This is a genomic window from Parapusillimonas granuli (genome assembly GCF_013416525.1).
Taxonomy (GTDB): domain Bacteria; phylum Pseudomonadota; class Gammaproteobacteria; order Burkholderiales; family Burkholderiaceae_B; genus Parapusillimonas; species Parapusillimonas granuli.
The window spans coordinates 1-17,991 of sequence record NZ_JACCEM010000016.1; the positions used below are offsets into that span (position 1 = coordinate 1).

Annotated in this window: 16 protein-coding genes and 2 pseudogenes; 8 read left to right on the plus strand and 10 right to left on the minus strand. The window is 52.7% G+C overall.

Annotated elements, in window-relative coordinates; all coding sequences use genetic code 11:
• The 5 genes from H0A72_RS20940 to istA all read right to left on the minus strand — a co-directional run.
• The coding region (locus H0A72_RS20940; RefSeq protein WP_486352013.1) for a transposase domain-containing protein at nucleotides 1-481 on the minus strand (481 nt) is incomplete at its 3' end.
• Nucleotides 482-548: 67 nt separating this feature from the next.
• Nucleotides 549-890 carry an IS66 family insertion sequence element accessory protein TnpB gene (gene tnpB / locus H0A72_RS20945; protein WP_218953433.1) on the minus strand — a complete coding sequence of 114 codons (342 nt, stop codon included), beginning with the start codon at nucleotides 888-890 and terminating at the stop codon, nucleotides 549-551.
• On the minus strand, nucleotides 878-1,288 hold the full coding sequence (tnpA, locus tag H0A72_RS20950) for an IS66-like element accessory protein TnpA (protein WP_180158466.1): 411 nt from the start codon (nucleotides 1,286-1,288) through the stop codon (nucleotides 878-880). The genes tnpB and tnpA overlap by 13 nt, the downstream gene beginning before the upstream one ends.
• 69 nt (nucleotides 1,289-1,357) lie before the next feature.
• A complete protein-coding gene (gene istB / locus H0A72_RS20955) occupies nucleotides 1,358-2,254 on the minus strand; it encodes an IS21-like element helper ATPase IstB (protein ID WP_180158467.1) in 897 nt (298 codons plus the stop codon).
• On the minus strand, nucleotides 2,251-3,768 hold the full coding sequence (istA, locus tag H0A72_RS20960; RefSeq protein ID WP_425502562.1) for an IS21 family transposase: 1,518 nt from the start codon (nucleotides 3,766-3,768) through the stop codon (nucleotides 2,251-2,253). The genes istB and istA overlap by 4 nt, the downstream gene beginning before the upstream one ends.
• A gap of 397 nt (nucleotides 3,769-4,165) precedes the next feature.
• Here istA and H0A72_RS20965 point away from each other — a divergent pair, with 397 nt between their 5' ends.
• Nucleotides 4,166-5,008, plus strand: a complete 843-nt coding sequence (locus H0A72_RS20965) for a DUF4062 domain-containing protein (RefSeq protein WP_180158468.1) — start codon at nucleotides 4,166-4,168, stop codon at nucleotides 5,006-5,008.
• Between the two features lie 155 nt (nucleotides 5,009-5,163).
• Here the strand turns inward: H0A72_RS20965 and H0A72_RS20970 are convergent, their stop codons facing one another.
• Nucleotides 5,164-5,649: a helix-turn-helix domain-containing protein gene (locus tag H0A72_RS20970; protein WP_180158469.1), complete on the minus strand. Its 486-nt coding sequence runs from the start codon at nucleotides 5,647-5,649 to the stop codon at nucleotides 5,164-5,166.
• 238 nt (nucleotides 5,650-5,887) lie between these two features.
• Here H0A72_RS20970 and H0A72_RS20975 point away from each other — a divergent pair.
• The 7 genes and pseudogenes from H0A72_RS20975 to H0A72_RS21005 all read left to right on the plus strand — a co-directional run.
• A pseudogene (locus H0A72_RS20975) lies at nucleotides 5,888-6,502 on the plus strand (TraB/TrbI/VirB10 family type IV secretion system protein); the annotation flags it as partial.
• Nucleotides 6,499-6,742: pseudogene (locus H0A72_RS20980) on the plus strand (DUF2274 domain-containing protein). The pseudogenes H0A72_RS20975 and H0A72_RS20980, both read left to right, overlap by 4 nt.
• Before the next feature lie 404 nt (nucleotides 6,743-7,146).
• The gene (locus tag H0A72_RS20985) at nucleotides 7,147-7,374 is read left to right on the plus strand and encodes a hypothetical protein (protein ID WP_180158470.1); all 228 of its coding nucleotides are present in this window, start codon (nucleotides 7,147-7,149) and stop codon (nucleotides 7,372-7,374) included.
• A gap of 4 nt (nucleotides 7,375-7,378) precedes the next feature.
• Nucleotides 7,379-7,702: a helix-turn-helix domain-containing protein gene (locus H0A72_RS20990; RefSeq protein ID WP_180158471.1), complete on the plus strand. Its 324-nt coding sequence runs from the start codon at nucleotides 7,379-7,381 to the stop codon at nucleotides 7,700-7,702.
• A gap of 107 nt (nucleotides 7,703-7,809) precedes the next feature.
• On the plus strand, nucleotides 7,810-8,673 hold the full coding sequence (locus tag H0A72_RS20995) for a reverse transcriptase family protein (protein ID WP_184157631.1): 864 nt from the start codon (nucleotides 7,810-7,812) through the stop codon (nucleotides 8,671-8,673).
• 230 nt (nucleotides 8,674-8,903) lie between these two features.
• On the plus strand, nucleotides 8,904-9,488 hold the full coding sequence (locus H0A72_RS21000) for a hypothetical protein (RefSeq protein WP_180158473.1): 585 nt from the start codon (nucleotides 8,904-8,906) through the stop codon (nucleotides 9,486-9,488).
• A gap of 248 nt (nucleotides 9,489-9,736) precedes the next feature.
• Entirely contained in the window at nucleotides 9,737-10,804 is a 1,068-nt protein-coding gene (locus H0A72_RS21005; RefSeq protein ID WP_246437103.1) for an FmdB family zinc ribbon protein, read from the plus strand.
• A 418-nt stretch (nucleotides 10,805-11,222) separates the two neighbouring features.
• On the opposite strand, the gene H0A72_RS21010 is transcribed toward H0A72_RS21005, so the two are convergent.
• The 4 genes from H0A72_RS21010 to H0A72_RS21025 all read right to left on the minus strand — a co-directional run bounded on the left by H0A72_RS21010 (nucleotide 11,223) and on the right by H0A72_RS21025 (nucleotide 17,825).
• On the minus strand, nucleotides 11,223-13,694 hold the full coding sequence (locus H0A72_RS21010) for a hypothetical protein (RefSeq protein WP_180158475.1): 2,472 nt from the start codon (nucleotides 13,692-13,694) through the stop codon (nucleotides 11,223-11,225).
• A 208-nt stretch (nucleotides 13,695-13,902) separates the two neighbouring features.
• Complete coding sequence (locus H0A72_RS21015) at nucleotides 13,903-15,990, minus strand: ATP-binding protein (RefSeq protein ID WP_180158476.1); 2,088 nt, start codon at nucleotides 15,988-15,990, stop codon at nucleotides 13,903-13,905.
• On the minus strand, nucleotides 15,987-17,348 hold the full coding sequence (locus tag H0A72_RS21020) for an SIR2 family protein (protein ID WP_180158477.1): 1,362 nt from the start codon (nucleotides 17,346-17,348) through the stop codon (nucleotides 15,987-15,989). Before H0A72_RS21020 ends, H0A72_RS21015 begins: the two co-directional genes overlap by 4 nt.
• A 243-nt stretch (nucleotides 17,349-17,591) precedes the next feature.
• Complete coding sequence (locus H0A72_RS21025; protein ID WP_081977022.1) at nucleotides 17,592-17,825, minus strand: antitoxin VbhA family protein; 234 nt, start codon at nucleotides 17,823-17,825, stop codon at nucleotides 17,592-17,594.
• Nucleotides 17,826-17,991: the final 166 nt, after the last annotated feature.

Below are 17,991 nucleotides of genomic sequence, written 5' to 3' on the forward strand. Positions count from 1 at the left end.
GCGTGTAGTCCAGTTTCTCGGCGGTGTCCTCACCGATACGTTGCAGCTGATAGCCGCAGGTGCACGTCGTGGAGTCGGGTTCGTGGCGAACCTCAATACGGGGTAGCTCCGCAGGCAAGGCCTGGCGTTTGGGCTGGGAGACCGCGCGTTGGGCGATCTGTGGCCCGCCCAGGTCGATGAGCTCTTGCTCAATGGCGGCAATGTCGGCGTCCACCGCGTCTTCCAGCAGCAGACCCTGCACACCGCCCAGTTGTTCGCTCTTCTTGCCGAAGCGATACCGACGCAGGATGGCGATCTCGTGCGTCAGTTGCCGGATGCGAGTTTCCTTGAACTGGATGTCGTGTGCCTGACGCCCAACCACTGTGCGCGTCTCGTGCAGCACCTGGTCGCGCTCCTGGATCTCGCCCATCAAGTGGCGCGCCAGCGCCCGCAGGGCGGCGGCATCCAGTTCATCGAGGTTAGGCACAGACGTTTCAGACATGGCCGACATCATGCCATGATCGGTGTGCGCTGCACCATTCGCGCAGCCCCGGATTGCCAATCCGTCGTCAGAGGATACTGATGGTGTCGAACTGCCCGAGTCGTTGCCAAGACAAACCGATCACCAGGGCTTGGGCCTGCTCAGCCGTCAGCTCCATGCACATGTCGCCAGGCCGCGGCCAGTGCATGCTGCCTTGGTGCAGCCGACGCACAGCCAGCCACACGCCGAAGCCGTCGCAGACCAGGACCTTCAACCGGGTACCGCGACGGTTGGCAAACAGGTAGGCGTGATACGGCTGCGAAGCACCGAACACCTCGACCACTCGCGCGAGCAGCCGGTCTATGCCTGATCGCATGTCCACCGGCTCGACAGCCAGCCAGATCTGGTCGATCCGGATCAACGCAGCCACTCGCCAAGGAGCTCCGCACACAGCGCCGCCGCGCTCACCGGCCAGGAGATGTTCACCGTGGTGGTGCCTCGCTTCAGTTCCAGGCGGATGGCCTCGTTGCCCGCGTGTGACGGGCCGGAGCTAAGAGGTACAGGGATAAATGGCGGGGAGGTCCTCGGACTCTGAACCGTCAGGGCGCTTGAGCGACATTCCGGCTGATCATCGTCGCCTAGCGCGTGATGGCCGTATCGCTCATTCTCCATCACCCAGCGGCGCAGCAGATTAGCATTCAAGCCGTGGCTCAATGCCACGGCGGCAACCGATATGCCCGGATGCTGGCAGGCTGCAACGACTTCCGCCTTGAATACCGGGTCAAAGGTGCGCCGGCGCCGTCGGCCTGAATGGCTCTGATCGTTCATGTACACGTGTCCACGCTCATTGTGGCGCGTCAATCAGGATGAGACGAGCGCGACAATCAAGATGAGATTCTATGTCGCAGCGGCGTCGAGATTATCATGCTGATTGTCGCTGTCAATATCATTGAGCTCTTGCGTCTGTCGCGGCGCGTCAATCAACGACGTATTGTGGATTGTTGCGAAGGAAGCGGGCCGGCCTCTGTGCCGTTTGCTCTCTAGGGCGGAACGGCGCCGGTAACTCTCGACGTTCATCTCGAAGATTGTGGCGTGGTGAACAAGTCGATCAACGGCGGCAAGCGTCATGGCGGGGTCAGGGAAGACCCGGTTCCATTCACCGAAGGGTTGGTTGGCGGTGATCATGAGGGAGCGGCGCTCATATCTGGCCGAGATGAGCTCGAACAAGACGCTAGTTTCAGCCTGGTCTTTGGTTACGTAGGCCAAATCGTCGAGGATCAGTAAGTCGAACTTATCGAGCTTTGCGATGGTTGCCTCGAGCTGAAGATCGCGGCGGGCGACCTGTAACTTCTGCACGAGGTCGGTGGTCCTGGTGAACAGCACACGCCACCCGTTCTCGATCAGCGCTAGACCAATGGCGCCAGCCAAATGCGTCTTGCCCCCGCCGGGTGGGCCAAAGAGAAGGACGTTAGCCCCTTTAGCCAGCCAGCTGTCGCCCGCAGTCATGGCAGTCACCTGGGCCTTGGAGAGCATGGGCACCGCCTCGAACGCGAAATTATCCAGTGTCTTACCGGCGGGCAGGTGGGCTTCGGCCAGATGTCGCGCGATCCGGCGATGTGCGCGTTCGGCAAGCTCATGCTCGGCAATGGCCGCAAGAAAGCGCGCGGCGGGCCAGCCATCCTGATCGGCCTGTTTGGCGAACTGAGGCCAGAAGGCCTTGATGGTGGGCAGCCGCAATTCGTTGAGCATGATGCCCAGACGTGCCTCGTCGATGGTGTAGGGTGCGGCGCTCATGCGTGCGCCTCCAGCGTGTGGGCGTTATCGATCAGCGCTTCATAGCTGCCCAACTGAACGGGCGTGACGGTGATGACAGGCAGCTGAGCCGGATCGGGCGAGAAACGCATGCGAAGGGCGGCCAACTGCGGCAATTCACCCTTTTGCAAGGTTTGCTCCAGTTCTGCGGCGAGCTCGGCTTCGCAGCCGCGATCGTGCGCCAGCGCCAGAAGTTCAACAATGGTCTTGCACGCTTGCCGTTCGGGCAACGCCGCGCAAAGGGCCTCGTAGGCACGACGAAACGCGGGTCGTGGAAAGAGCTTGTCCCGATAGACGAGGTTCAGCAGCGCCATGGGTTTCTTGCGCAGGGCGTGGATGACGTGGTGATAGCTCACCACCTGATCATGCTTGCCGTTGGCTTGCGCACGGCCGCGCGGCAAGGTCAACAGGGGCGACCCACCGATGAAGACTTCCAGCCGATCATCGAACAGACGCACTCGTAATCGATGCCCGATCAGACGCGACGGCACGGTGTAAAAGACCTTACGCAAGGTGAAGCCGCCGGAGCTGGTCACGGTGACGATGATCTCTTCAAAGTCCGTAGTGCGCTGCCAGGGCAGCTCTCGAAGATGGCTGCGTTCGGCCTCGATGGCCTTGCCACGAGAGGCGTTGCGGCGTCCAACGATCTCGTCAATAAAGGTGCGGTAGCGGCTCAGATCGTCGAAGTCCGTGCTGGCGCGCATCAGCAGCGCGTCGCGAATGGCGGCCTTCAGATGACCATGGGCGCTCTCAATGGCCCCGTTCTCGTGGGCAACGCCCTTATTGTTCCGTGTGGGCGTCATGCGGTAATGCGCACAAAGCGCCTCGTAGCGTGTTGTCAGGTCTGTGCGGGCCTGGGCGTCGAGATTACGGAACGCAGCCGAGAGGCTGTCAGTCCGGTGAGAGGCCGGGGAGCCCCCTGCCGACCAAAGGGCATTCTGCAAGCCTTCGGCCAAGGCGACGAAGCTCTCGCCACCCAGGATAACGTGAGCATGCTCAAACCCCGACCACGGCAGTCGGAAGTGATAAAGGAGGTGCTCAAGTGGCTGCCTGGCGATCGTTACATCGAGGGCGCCCATATCGGTGAAATCCGATAGGCCCAGGCGACCCGGGGCGTGCACCTGACGGAAGATTACGTCTTGCTCTTGGCCGTGCATCGCTCGCCATGCGCGGATGCGTCGCTCCAGCGTGCGGCGCACTCCGGACTGGAGCTCAGGATGACGGCGCAGCATCTCCTCGAACACCGCGACCGGCCGTAAACCGGGTGCAGATCGCAGCAACGGGACGACTTCCGTCTCAAATATCTGTCCCAACGGGTCGGGTCGCCGTCGACCTCGGGGCTCTTTATCTTGCGACGGTAAACGGGGAGCGCTTGCAATCCGGTAGCCTGTGGCTCGGCTCATTCCTGCCTTTGCGGCGGCCGTTTCGATGGAATGGTTCTGTCTAAGCTTCATGAAAAGCCTCATCTGTTGATCGGTTACATGGCGACCCGGCACGACGGAGGTTCTCCATCTAGGAAAACCACTACCGTACCGGGCCGACCGCGATCACAGAACCTGGAAGAAACCAGGCAGTGCGGTGAGTGCGGATCTGCGTTCGGGCTACGCCCTCCCGACGATCAGCAGCCGACGCGCCGTCTCACCTTGATTGACGCTGAGTCTCACCTTGTTTGTCGTGCCACACGCTCATATTTAATGGACACGTATGCTCTATCGGATCTCGCTGGCCTTCAATGTGGGTTTACCGGACGCATACAGACAACCACCGCTTCGGGCCGTTTTTGCCATTGCTGACGGTCCGCTTTGGGTCGGATTCGGTCATCGACCTTTGGCTACAATCTGCCAATTACAGATATTCACCATATGCATTATAAAAAATGTTTAGGAGAGTGAGGTGAGTTATATCGCTACTACGTTCAACGTAATGATTGCTTCGCCCGGTGATGTGGCGTCAGAACGAGCTATCGTTCGTGATGTAGTGTACGAATGGAACGCTGTGCATTCTGGAGCGAGGAAGATCGTCTTACTCCCCATTGGCTGGGAAACGCATTCATCTCCAGAGATGGGATTGCCCGCACAGCAGATCATCAACCGTCAGGTATTAAATAAATGTGATCTTCTGGTAGGTGTTTTCTGGACCAGGATCGGAACACCTACTGAAAAGCATTTGAGCGGTACAGTGGAGGAGATTGAAGAACACATTGTGTCTGGAAAGCCAGCTATGCTGTATTTTTCAAGTCAACCCGTTGCCATGGACACGGTCGATCTCGAGCAAATTCAGCAGTTGAAGGAATTTAGGCAATCGTGCCAAGGGCGAGGTCTCTATGAGAGCTATGACAGTCTTGCTAATTTCAAGGACAAGTTCTACCGTCATCTGCAGCTGAAAGTAAATGAGCATCCGCTGTTTAAAGTTGAAGAGAATGGTCAGAATGAAACGGCCGTCGTCGACTCTCACACTAATCTCCCGAATCTATCGCAAGAAGCAAAAGTCTTGCTAAAAGAAGCAAGTAAAGATGCGGATGGAACGATCCTTCATATCCGCCATTTAGACGGCACTGCCATTCAAGCCAATGGCAAAAACTTGATTTTGTTCAATGATCGGCGAGAAGTCGCAAAATGGGAAGAGGCGCTCCAGAAACTTAGGTTTCACGAGCTTGTTGCTGATCGTGGTCACAAGGGTGAAGTATTCCAGATCACAAATCTCGGATATCAAGTCGCCGACATGATCGCTCTATGACTTACATGAGATTTCGTTCAAGCAGGCCTACTTTTATAACCATTGAGTCCAGGAGTTAGTCGATCGGCGGCTTTGGTCGTTTCTGGACTCTCCCTAAGTTTTTCGAGAAAAATGCCCCTTACTCACAGTTTGAGTAGGGGGCAGAGAACACTCGCTTAGTCCTGAAAAACAATACGCCTCGACTCCCACCATGCCTGCGAGGCTCGGAACAGGTCGGCCTGCTGCGTTTGTTGATACAGCAAGACAATGAGCATCTTCACAGGTACAGGCAATGTTGCTAGATCACTTTCCTGGATCTGAGCTTCTGCTGCCGATGGCGATGCGCACACCGTACTCAGCGCCTTTGCCAGTCTTTCCTTCAATGGAGGGATCTCCTCAAGGAAGTCCGACGCATCGAGCCTGCCGGCAAGCACGAAGCCGGCCACTGGAGGGACGCCCAGATAAGCAGCGAATGCTCTCAGGTGCCTATCACTGACATGTTCCATTGGTTTATCACCCCTCATGAGCTCTGACAGATAGCTCTGGCTGATGCCCACGTGGTTCGCGACATATGAAGTGCTGTGCGATCTCTGATACATGGCCGCACGTAGCGCCAGCCGCAGTTGATGACCCTTCTTTTCTATTCCCTTTCTCATGTTCATGACCTATTTTGTAATCGGGCACATGCCCAATCACGTATAGGTCGCGTCGACACTTGATCTGCGGACACCAAGCGCGTGAGTCTGTCGCTGCGGGCGATAGCTTCTCAGGACTAGGCTCAAAACAATACGCTCCAGTCTTTTTGACCTAGAGCGTCTGATGGATTGTTTTCACCCAACGCGTTTGATACCGACTGCTTGAGCGAGCCAGCAAAGCGCATTCTTCGTACTAGACGCTTACCTGCAAATGCCGAATTCACCGTATCAAGTGATGGCCGGGACGGTAATTGCAGGAGCACTGGTAACGGGTATCAAGTCCGACTTGCCGGGCGATGTGATTGCGACAGTCACGGAGCCCGTCTATGACTCGGCGACGGGCCAGTTTCTGCTGATTCCGCAAGGCTCACGCATCCTTGGTAAGTACAACAGCCAGGTCAGCTATGGGCAGAGCCATGTTCAAGTCGTCTGGAATCGAGTCATCCTGCCGGATACCTCGTCGCTGACACTCGACAGCCTGGCCGGTACTGATCCATCCGGCTATGCCGGGCTGGAAGATGATGTGGACTGGCATTGGGATCGTATCGTCGCCGGTGCCGTATTAACCACTTTGTTGGGTGTCGCCGCTGAGCTGGCCGCGCCGGAGAACCGCCAGGATGGTGATCGCGTCATCATCGCTGGTCGGGATAGCGCGCAGGACAGTATCAATCAGGTCGGCCAGGAAATGACCCGGCGCAACATGAACATCCAGCCCACATTGACTGAGCGGCCAGGTCTGCCAGTTCGCATCATCGTTAATCGGGATTTGGTGTTGCGGCCGTATCAGCCGCTTTTCTTTAATAGAGGAATGTCGCGATGACTACCACGCGAAAGTTGCGTCTTGGGCCACTGCCCAAGACTGAAAACGTCAAGCTGACGTTTACTTGCCCAGCCAGCTTGAAGGCTGATCTTGATCGTTACGCTGCACTACACGCGCAGACTTATGGGGGAGACAGTAGAAGCGGTAACTCTGATCCCTCATATGCTAGAGGCGTTTATGGCGGGGGATCGAGGATTCAAACGAAGCTCTACTTCCGATTCTATTGATGCCGGAAGTTAAACTTGCCTAGCAGGCAAAAAAATTGACATCATTTTGAGGCTGTGATCTAATTCAATCAGGGTGGGCGTTTCGCTCATGTGTTCTTTAAGAAATTACTCCATTCGTTTGAGATGAGACCGTTTCACGCTGGCGCGAGCCGGCGCTAGATGGACCAACATCTGGCTAATACGTGGGCACGGGTCGCCGTGGTCGCGGGACGAGGCATCGAACTTCCTGCTTAGTAGCAGGCGGCAGGTCGCAACCAAAAAGTTCTCCCTGAACAGTAGGTGGCAACCAGCAGCCAGTCATCGTGCAGAAAGGGCGGCTTAGCCTCTTTCGTCGGTGGTGGGTCTTGAGGTGTTGAGCGACTCCTTTCCGGTCATTGCTCTTGGGCGGCAGGCATGTGCCTGAAATGGAGAACGCTAATGCGTAAATTAAAGAACCAACTTCAAGAGCTCGACGAGCTCTTGGATTTGACTCACGGTCAGCTCAGCACCGAAGTGCACGCAGCTATGAAATTCAAGATCGACGAACTCAAAAGGCAAGTTGATCAGGCAGATGCCCCAAGGCAGGGGCAAATAGCGTCAGAGGCCTTGCAGCTTTTGTCGTCACTGCTGAGTGTTGTCACGAGTGTGATGACACTTTTGAAGTAAGTGGATGCGAAGCACACAAGGCCCACACTTTTGTTGTATTCATATTATGAAAATTGGAAAAACCCTCAAGCTTTGCCGCACGGCAAAAGACCTGTCCCTAGAGACGGTGTCTGAGCGGGCGGGAATTTCCACGTCTTATTTGTCTCGCTTGGAGAATGACAAGCGCGAGCCTACTTTGGCTTTAATAAATAAGGTCGCAGAGGCGTTGGAAGTGCCTGTGCCTGTGATCATCTTCCTTGCTTCTGATGAGAAGGATTTGAAACACATGGATAAGAAAATGGAGCAGCGTTTCTCGGAGCTTGCTCTTGGGCTAATTCGGCAGAAATGAATTCCCCCAAGTACCCTCATGATAGGGTTCAGTCGATAGAGTCGCTTCGGTATCCGTTAGGAATGGAGCCTAATGAGCTTCTTAGGTTGGCGAAGCGAGCTTCGCGCATGTACTTTGTGGCGAAGACTGTTCCTAAAGACGACGGTACTCAACGTATCTTATATGACACCCGTAAGCCGCTAAAGACTGTCTTGCATCGTATTAACGAGCACTTTCTTAGGCGAGTTATTTATCCAGACTACTTAACAGGTGGAGTGCCGGGTAAAGACTATACCGATAGCGTAAAAATTCACGTGCATGCGGAGTCGGTAATTAAGGAAGATATTTCCAAGTTCTATCCGAGCGTGAGCTTCGATGTTGTGTACGACATTTGGTCATCTTTTTTCAGCTTCTCCAATGAAGTAGCAGAATTACTAACGATGCTGACTACGCGAGATGGGCATCTGGAGCAAGGGGCTCCCACAAGTGGCTATCTAGCCAATTTGGCGCTATGGGACATTGAGGCACCGCTTGTTGCAAAACTTGCGTCAATCGGAGTGACGCGCTATTCCCGCCATGTAGACGATATTACGTTGTCTAGTCCTGATCATCTGAGCGCATCTCGTGTTGATTGGGTCGTGAGAACTGTTGCCACAGCGTTGGCCAGTAAAAGCCTGCTTGTGCACCCAGGTAAGCACGAGGTTATGCATGCGGGCCGTCGTGCGATCGAGGTTCTGAAATTAGTAGGCAATACCAAACCATCATTGCCGTCGAAAGAGCGCTCACGGGTTCGTGCGCTTGTCCATACCTTTTGCCGTCGTGTTGAGGCTGGCGACTCTGGTGAAGAGTTGGAGAGGTTGTTGCCCCGTGTTCGGGGGCAGGCCTACAAGGTCAAAAGGTTTCATCAGCGTATAGGTGAGCAACTCGTTTTGCAGGTGGATCAAGCAGCCAAGTTGCTTCGTGACAGTCCAAGCGACGTTGGGTCGAGGTAGGCACTTTGCAAAGCAGGAAGCTACAGCAAAAAGGGTATTGTGCCGATAACCAAAGTGACCTTCCAATGCTGTGGATAAGCAGTGAGCTTGATCTGGCTAAAGGCAGGAGTCGACCCTTAACAGCCAACTTACAGAGACAACTATAGGCCTGCAAGAATCGTTTGCCGTGCTGCTTGAATTCGATTTAATGATTGTTACATTGCGGACACAATCATAGTCAGGAGTAAACAATGTCTTTTGATGATTTCATGACGGATGATATCAGTGTGCGAAAGCAAAACGGTGATTTGCTCGAAGGCTTAAAAGCTAGCGTACAGCACAACAAAATTTTTTTAAATCGCTCGGATGTTCTTATTGAGCCAAGGGATCTAATTGAGCGGCGTGCATCCAATGGCGCCGTTGAAACTTTCGAGGTAATTGATCCTGGTTTTCAGGAAGCCTTTCACGGGATCGAGGCACACTATCAGATGTCAGTGCGAAAGTTGGGTCTTCCTGAAGCCAAACAGCGTATAGAGAGTATTACTTACAATATCACAGGCCATAACGCTCGAATCAACAATCACTCAGTCGATCAATCGACGAATACCATGAACATCGGCCCTGACCTGCGAGAATACGTCGATGGCCTACGCCAAGTCGTACAGAGCCTGACCGATGCTCAGCAAAAACGGGATGCGCTGGAAGTCGTCGATGCAGTAGAAGCGCAGCTTGCATCGTCGAAACCTAGCAAGGTGGTCGTATCAACCTTGTTGAAGGCATTGCCCCACGTGGCAAGTATTGCCACGCTAGCTTCTGCCATTATCTCCGGGCTTTAACTGACATCGAAATTGATGGGTTGCGGATCGCATGGCCAGTGTCGGTAGCTAGTGAGCGAGCACCTGCCTTAACCCAAGGATCGTTTCAGGTCGGCTATGGCTTTTGCATCCCTCTCTAAAGCAGTCGCGAGGCTTCGGCCTCGGAAGTGATGCTCTAGTAGTCGCTTCCCAAAAGATGTTCAAATTGGTTTTTATCCTCTCTTATGGCAAGAAAATTTATTCAGCAGCGGCGACAGACGAAGGATGAGATGTTCGACGCAGTCGTCAAGAATGCGATCGATTTCATCGATTCATCGCTCGATAATTTAGGCAAAAGACCGAAGAATGGGATTGTCGATTTCTATACCGCGATAGAGCTATTCCTCAAAGCGAGGCTCATGGCAGAACATTGGACTCTCATCGTGAGTAAGTCAGACTCAGCCAGTTTGTCCAGCTTTAGCGTGGGAGATTTCCATTCGGTTTATTTAGAGGATGCCGCCAAGAGGCTCAAGGACGTTGTCGGCGAAGCAATTGAAGATGAAGCACTGAATAATTTCAAAGCGCTTGCGGAGCATCGAAATCAAATCGTGCACTTTGCCCACACTGATTACGCTGATGTGGGTGGTATCAAAGCAGGCGTTGTCATGGAACAGTGGCGATCGTGGCATTACCTTCATGAACTGTTGACCATGAAATGGAAAGATACCTTTAATGCTTATATCCCGGAGTTTGAACGTCTCCATACAAGAATCCTTGCCGAGAAGGACTTCATCCAGTCTAGATTTCAAGACCTTCAACCTGTCATCCAGCAGAAGCAGCGGGAAGGAGGGGTATTCGTCGAGTGCGGTAGCTGTCACACCCTCGCAGGGCTGATCAGCGAGACGAATCCATGGGGCTCAAACTATGTCTGCATGGTCTGTCAAAAGGCGGGGGTGAAGATAAGATCCACAGCTGAGAAGGTTGCCTGCGACAAATGCGGCCATGAATTTGAGTTTTTCCACTCTACGGTGAGCTCATGTCCGTATTGTGCTCAGCCTATCGATACAGATAAGCTAATTTCTCTGTGCAAAATAAAATACACGACAGGAGACGATTGGTGGGAAGAGGGGGGGCCGTGCGTGGCTTACTGCCATGAATGTCAGTATCCGAAACCATCAGTCTTTTACATCGATGGTTTGTGGAGTTGTGTCTCCTGTTTTGATAGAGGCTGGCAAGCCATTGCATGCCCTCACTGCGATGCGTTTGTGACAGGGGATGCAGAAAGGATTGAATACTTTGCTTGCCACAAGTGTGAGGATGAGATGACGCAGAAAATGATGAACAAGATGAATCTGTAAGGGGAAAGGCTCCTTTGCAGTTATCTACGCAATATCCAAATAAAAAGGCCGTCCCTGATAAACAGAGACGGCCTTCCGAAATTGGTGCCCGGGGCCGGAATCGAACCGGCACGCCTTGCGGCGGGGGATTTTGAGTCGGTGATTTACAGTGTTTCTACAGGGAAATGAGGCGAATTCTAGCGTAGGTTGAAATAGGTAAAACCAGTTTCAAATCAGTAGGTTAGCGTATTTTAGCTGAATTGGTGAAAACTGGTCTCTGTACCTGGACTGTACCGAAATTTCGGTACAGTTTCAGATGAGCGGCCGCGCGTAATTACTGCTGCCAACCGGCAGCAGACTGTTACTAGCGCGGATTCGACGGCGGAAACTGTCGTTCGTCTCATGCTGGCCGCTCGAATGCGTACAGCGCGCACTATTGCTAGATTCCTCGACGCAATGTCTGTCGCTTCGCGCTGCGTAGAACTCGACTTTTCTCACTTTCGAAGGTCGCTCTAATTTTGGCAGTGAACATTTCCTCGACCGGCATTCCCAGTGAATAGAGTTCGCGTTCTCGGGATTCATCGCTTTCCAAGTACTTTATGAATTCCTCGACTCGTGCGAGTCGAACTTTCACTCGTTCAACGCGCTCCCCTCTTAAGAATAGTGAATATTCCTCCTTCGCCGCCTCCGTTAGGTAATTGCTTATCTGTTCGTCATATATGCCGCAATCGGTACAAATGAGATCGAGATATGTAAAATTCCAAGCAAGCTCCTCGATCATGTAAGTGCCGTATCTAGTAATTTTTATGCTATCTACGGAAGATGAATATTCATCTAGACGGTTGTTCGCCTCGATAAAGCCATGTTTTAGAAGAATGTCTGTATTTTTTTCGAAATCATCCAGCATGCCGAATGTTTCTGAAAAATAAGCTCTCAATTCCGCTATGTCAAAATACGAGGGTGATCCCTTATCCAGCCCTTTGCTCAATTTTCTAAGGATACGTAGCGCCGTGAAATGAGAGGACAGTCTAGTCGTTCTTAATTGAAAAATATTAGGAATTCTACTCAATGATTCGTCGTAAAAATAACGATCAGGAATCATTACTGGCTTAATGACCTGATGAATCTGGAAATTCCAATGTCCATTTTCTATCATCTCGTCCACATTCGTGTACCCGGAAAGAAGAAATGCACGGAAGAGGTCTAGCGATAGTCTGATATCACCATGTGCGCAAGCAGTTAGAAACCCATTAAGCGGTGACGTATCATTTGAAAATTCACGAGCAAGAATGGAAAAGTACTTCGAAGTCGCTCCTGAAGTCTTCGAATCAAAGCCGGCAAGTAGGGGGGCAGGGAGATTTTCGTTTTTTAGCAGCCGAACCGAATAGTCAAGTCGCTTGCGAAAAACTTCGGCAGGACGTGGGGAACTGATATGGAACCCAGAGTTCTGATAAGCATCCAAGACGCCATGTATTTTTGAATCATAGAAGCGCTCTTCACGCATCGAGATCAAGACCACGCATCCGAGCGTACTGGCTATTTCTTGAGCTAGCGTAAAACAAAAATCTTGCACCTTCGATATGTATTGATCGGTATTGTCCACAACGACGATGGCGCCACGGCCCTTACTTTTCCAATACGCAACGAGTCGTTCTGCGCAATACACGCGGTCAGATTTCCATGAGCTGATCAGCGCGTTAAGTTTGGTGTTGTATGCCTCTGATTTTGGGCTGAGACCGGCCAGATCCTGTTTCTCGGCAACTTGAAATCTGTCGTTGAACAAATGACGTGTGAGTTGATCTCTTGCTTCCTGCAACAAACCTTCAGTGTCCAAGGCAGCAACCAGGCGAGTCCATGTTGTATCTCGGATGACGGCCGGATCCTCGGGTACATTCAGAAGATCAATAATGCAAGTCCGTGCGTTCTCCAACAACCATCGCGGCGAATTGTGGTGGAGGAGACGCTTGATAAATGTCGACTTCCCCGCCCCTTTTCCGCCAAAAAGTACGAGCACCTCGCCTTTGATGTTATTTTTTAGATTCTTAGTTAGTCGACCGCCGAGCCGCCCTCCCTTTCCCGTATCATCAAGCTGTTGGACACCATACCCCTCAAAATAGGGCGAAATTGAATCATGAATCAGCGAGCGCATGCCGTCGGTAGTATCTTGGTATTCGCGCTGAGATACATAGCAACGTTCCATGAAATCGCTATCCTCGTCGCTTATTACGCCAAAATAATAATTAACGGCTGGTCTAATTCTGGCGGCGAGCCAATTTGATTTTATGGTGTGGGAATAAGAATTTATCTTTTCTCTTGGGTAATAAATGCTCCGATCTTTGGGAAGGGCTGTGCTAAGAGTCTCCGGTAGTGACGCGTGATCTATGATTGCGGTGAAAGAAAATGAATTGCGTGCTTTTGTGTATTCTTTTCGAAAAAACTCTAGGCTCCGTACGACAAAAGCGTTTTGCAGATTCCATCTTTTTCCTTTCTCGAATGTTTTAAAAAAAACCCATTCGTGGCCATTGGTAATGCCGGCATATTCGCACCCAGTATCAATACAATATGACCTTACTTGCGTCATTGCGCTTTTAATGTTTTCATTCGTTAAAAGCTTTGCTATGCCGATAAAACAGGAAGTCTCACCGTTTGCATGAGGGATGGGTAGCTCGAAATATATACCCTCCCTCTTCGCCTCGATGAAAAGAAGATGGGACCCGTCTTGCTTGGTTAGAACATAGTCGGCGAAGCCAGGAGCGATATAATCTTCGACCTTCACTCTGTTGCGGGGCCACGACAAAACATCATGCAAAATAAAATCGATTATTTTATGCCTCGTCTCGGCTTCGTTGCTCGAGCGAGCCTTAGTCTCGTCAATTAGACTCGACAAATTGTCTAACGTGTCGTGTGTCACTCTTAACTCTCTTCTGATCAGGTAAAAGCTAAGCTGGCGAGTCGGCCAAGCATAAAGTACGCATCAACATTGTTGGGCTACGTGGATTTTTTAAATAGATCTATTTTTCACGGGAAGCGCCCTGTCATAAAACCGATGTGCGGCAAGCAATTTGATTTTGGGACATTTGGGGTCGATTCGGCGTGTTGATATTTGATATATTGCAAGTCTAGTTTTTTCTCTGAGTGTTCACCTGTTGCCACTCGTCCGCAATCGTTGTCCAATCTACCGTGCGTTCGACTGTCTTTCCATTATCATCCTTGCCCGACCACACTGCCCAGAAATCCGGATCGTTCGATTTCGGCTGGTGCTCCTTGGCCAGCGCTTTCATTTGAACTAGCGTGGGTAACTCCGATGCCCAGCCAAGCAGAATGGCATGGCGAGAAGCTAGCGACGGCAAGTCGCGTAGCAGGCCGCGTAGGTTGTCGGGTACCAGCTTGTGGACTAGTTCTTGATCGCGGTCATTGCTGATACGGTGTAACAGGAAGCTGTTGCACTGAGACAGCACCGTGGGCGACAGCTCGCTGGGGCGCTGCGATGACAGCACCAAGCCGAGCCCGAACTTGCGGCCTTCGCGGGCAATTTTCTCGAACACCTGGCAGCAGATGGCGGCTGAGTTCTGATTTTCCGCCTCGTCGTGGTAACGCTTGATGAAGGTGTGTGCTTCTTCCATAACCAATACGGTGGGCAAGGTTTCGCCTCTGTGCAGCTTTCGGTAGCGTTGCAGCGCTTCCAGCGTCATGCATGCTATCACAGCCGTGATTAGGTGTACCACCTCGGCAGGCACCAGTGAGAGGTCGATGATGGTGACCGTTCCGTTGGATGCTTGGCTGGCGCCGATGTGATTTGTAAGCCAGTCAGCCAGGGAGGTCTCACCATTGCCCGTGACAATTCGCTTTACTCGGCTATCCGATAGCATCGTTCGGATACGCATGATCAGAAAATCAAAAAACTGCGCGTTTGATTCTTGGCTCGCTAGCGCTTCAAGATGATCAGCGAACTGGGCGCCATCAAACTTTAACGGCGCATCCTCGTTCGGTCCTTCTTGATAAACAGCACCGCCAATGGATGAAAGAAATCCCTCAAAATGGCAAACTACTTCTTCCACCGCAGTTGCGGGGAAGTCGTTGTATCCAGTTTGTCCATTCTGTTTGCGGTAGGTTTGTTGTGGTCGATCGAGTATCGACTGTAATTGGGTGGCAAGAAACTCTAAGCTCTCACGGTGCTCAGGGAAGTCCCGTACAAATGCCTCGAGATCCTCAATAAATACCGGCAGCTTAGGGCCAAATTTCCAGCCTTCATAAGTTTCTCCATTACGGATCTGCGCTTTCAAGGTAATGAGAATGGAGCTGACTTTTCGCCGCAGGGTAAACACAGTGTCTTCGGACGCCTCTGCGCTGCCGCGCATCTCGCGAAGAGCCCTACGCAGTAGCGGGCGTTGTGCGCGCTCGCTCGCTTGGGTGAATGCGCTCCACTCGGTGCTATTCCAGAACCAGAGAGGTACTTGTAGTTGCTGCATGCCTTCGCTCGGCTCTACAGCATACACACGTACATCGCCTAACCCGTCAAAAGCTCTTGCATACTCACCGTTCGGATCGAGCACAATAAAGCGTGAGTTAGGTTTCGTATCTAGCTTTTTTGACGCAGCTTCCAAAGACCAACGGATCAAGCCAGCCACTGAGCAGGACTTGCCACTACCGGTATTGCCAAGTACTGCCAGATGGCGACCGAACAGACGGTCCGGGTTAATCTTGACTTCGGCGTTAGCGGCTAGTGGACTGGTGCCGATAAGCACATGGCGACTGTCGCCGGACTCGACGATAGCGCACAGCTGGGTTTGTGTGGGCAGTAGCACCGCATCGCCCACAGTGGGGTAGCTTTCGACGCCACGCCGGAAACGATAGATATCTCTGCCATTTGCGTCTTTGCTTTCATACGCCAGCACGCCCAGCGGGTTGAGGCTCATCTTGCGCAAGGGGTATGGTAAGTCCACAAGGCCGAAGTCCTGCATGCCTTTGCGCTTGGGGTATTGCGAGCGTTCGATGGTAATCCACTCGACTTGGGCAACCAGATGTCCCTCGTCGCTAGGAATCAGCACGTAGCCATTAATGCGCGGAAAAGGTCGCGGCGTGCCTGTATTAAATGCCACGCCATCGGGAGCCTCAATGTCGAGCTGCACCTTGATCTCATCGGGCGAGACAAAGTCGATGATGCCTATACGCAGCGAGTCGGCATAGGCTAGGGGTGACATACTCATAACTCATCGCTCCCGCCAAAGCCGTCTGCTTCAGGGGGCAACTCCCGGACAGGGTATGGCTCCGCTCCCATGCGCTGCTTGATCAATTCGCTCATGCGGAAGGTGGCCTTATCGATGGCAGGTTTGGGTAGGTAATGCTCGGTCAGGGTAGTCAGATCTGCTAACTCGGGACCAATCAATAGGCTGATTTGTGAAGGCCGACCCAATTCCTGATAAGTCTGCATGATGCGATTCAATGGGTCATCATAGGAAATCACGACCAGATGCGTTGATGGGATGGACAGCATGTCGCGGATGACACGGTTGATGTGTTCATCGCCAAAGCTGTAGCCGTAGGTGACCACTGTGCTGTTCGGACGGCACACCGCAGCTGCAAGGTCGCGGAATACCTCTACATAAGGGTAGTCAGCAGTTTCCCTATCCTTGGCAGCGTTCGGGTAGATCATTAGCTCATGCGCTGTAGTCTCGGAAAGGCCAGGCGCCTGCAAATACGGTTCGACGCTGGTAGCGCCAAACGGCAATCCGATGCGGCGTATGTCTTTGCCCGTCTGCACCCAATCCACCGAGCCGTGCAGCTTGGTGTAGCGCGCTACACCTTCCAGATAACGTGGCTCGCCCCGGATGCCGGGCGGGTTGTAGTGCATGTCCAGATCCAGGCGTGACGATCGGAAAATCGGCATGAGCTTGCCCACAAAGCGGTCAAGTAGATGTAGTCCAGCTAACTCGGCACCGGCTTCGATCAGCCGGTCATAGTTGGTTGTAAAGATGTTTAGACGGTCTCGCACCCCCGTGCGGCTGGCGAAGCTCATCAGGAAGGTGACAAGGATGTTGAAGGCTTGCTCGCGTTTCTCTTGGTCTGCCGTGGCAATCCTTGCTTCGCTTGTTAGGATCGATTGAGCAAAAGCCAGCATGCCAGCTTGCAACTCCTGGGCAAGGGCTTGGGCCTCCCTGCTTTTTTTCAAGATATCCAGGCCACGCAACAGCTCATTGGCGACGCGCAGTTGGTCTTCCAGATTGCCCTTCTGCCGGCCAGCTGTAGCTGCCGCTTGTTCGGCTGCCTCAGTGATCTCATCCTTGTAATGGCCAACTGCCAAAGCGTCCATGCCGGCAGCGCCTTCACCGGCAGCCAGGAAATGCACGGCATGGGTCAGACCCGAGCCGACCAGCAACGAGAGATGCTCTGATTGAAATAGGGACGTAAGCCAAGGCTCAATACGGTTACGCAATTCCCTGCGGCCGAATTCACCACCGCTTGTCCAAGTGGCTTGCGAGCCGGCTTGGAGCTTGAACGAAGCACCATCCGCCATGAAGGCCAATGGTTGGGGGTCGTCGCGAGTCTTGAGCGTATTGATCGGCACATCATCTCCTTTTGAATTATTCTGTTTGTCCAACTCAAAGCTATTTTTGACGAGGGTCGTGCATGATCAAAGACAGCCGGCTGGGAACGGTTCCTTTCCGAATAATGAGGCTACTCGTACTTCCAAGATAACCCTCTCCCCTTAGCACCACATATTGTCAGTTCGACCCGCCAAGGCGAGTTCGTAATACAAATCCCGGCGACAGCCTATCCTGCACTAGTCCCCAAATCCTAAATTCCTTCGTCATGACGAAGACTTTGGGAGCGTTAACGCGTCAGCGCGCGGCTGCACAAACTCTTGCAGGCTGATCTGACCATCTATGAAAAGCTGGGCGTGGGCCTCATCTGCTTCACTGAGCGAGAAACCTTCTAGACCGACGGAGGCCCGCGCGTAGTTAACAGCCGATTGGCGTCGACCGCGTTCGGCATCTGATGTGGTTTTGTGGGGCTGTAACCCGTATTTACCTTCGCCAGCCATGGTGTCCCCTTGCTGTAGGTAACTCGATTTTACAAGAGGTACGAGTATTTTGGTTTAGGTACACGCAACCTCCAGGGCGGTACGCTGAAATTGTCTTGTTTTACTTGCTATGGAGCGCCTGTATTGGCCGCGTACTCGCCTGCATCGTAGTTTCCAAAGAGGCTTT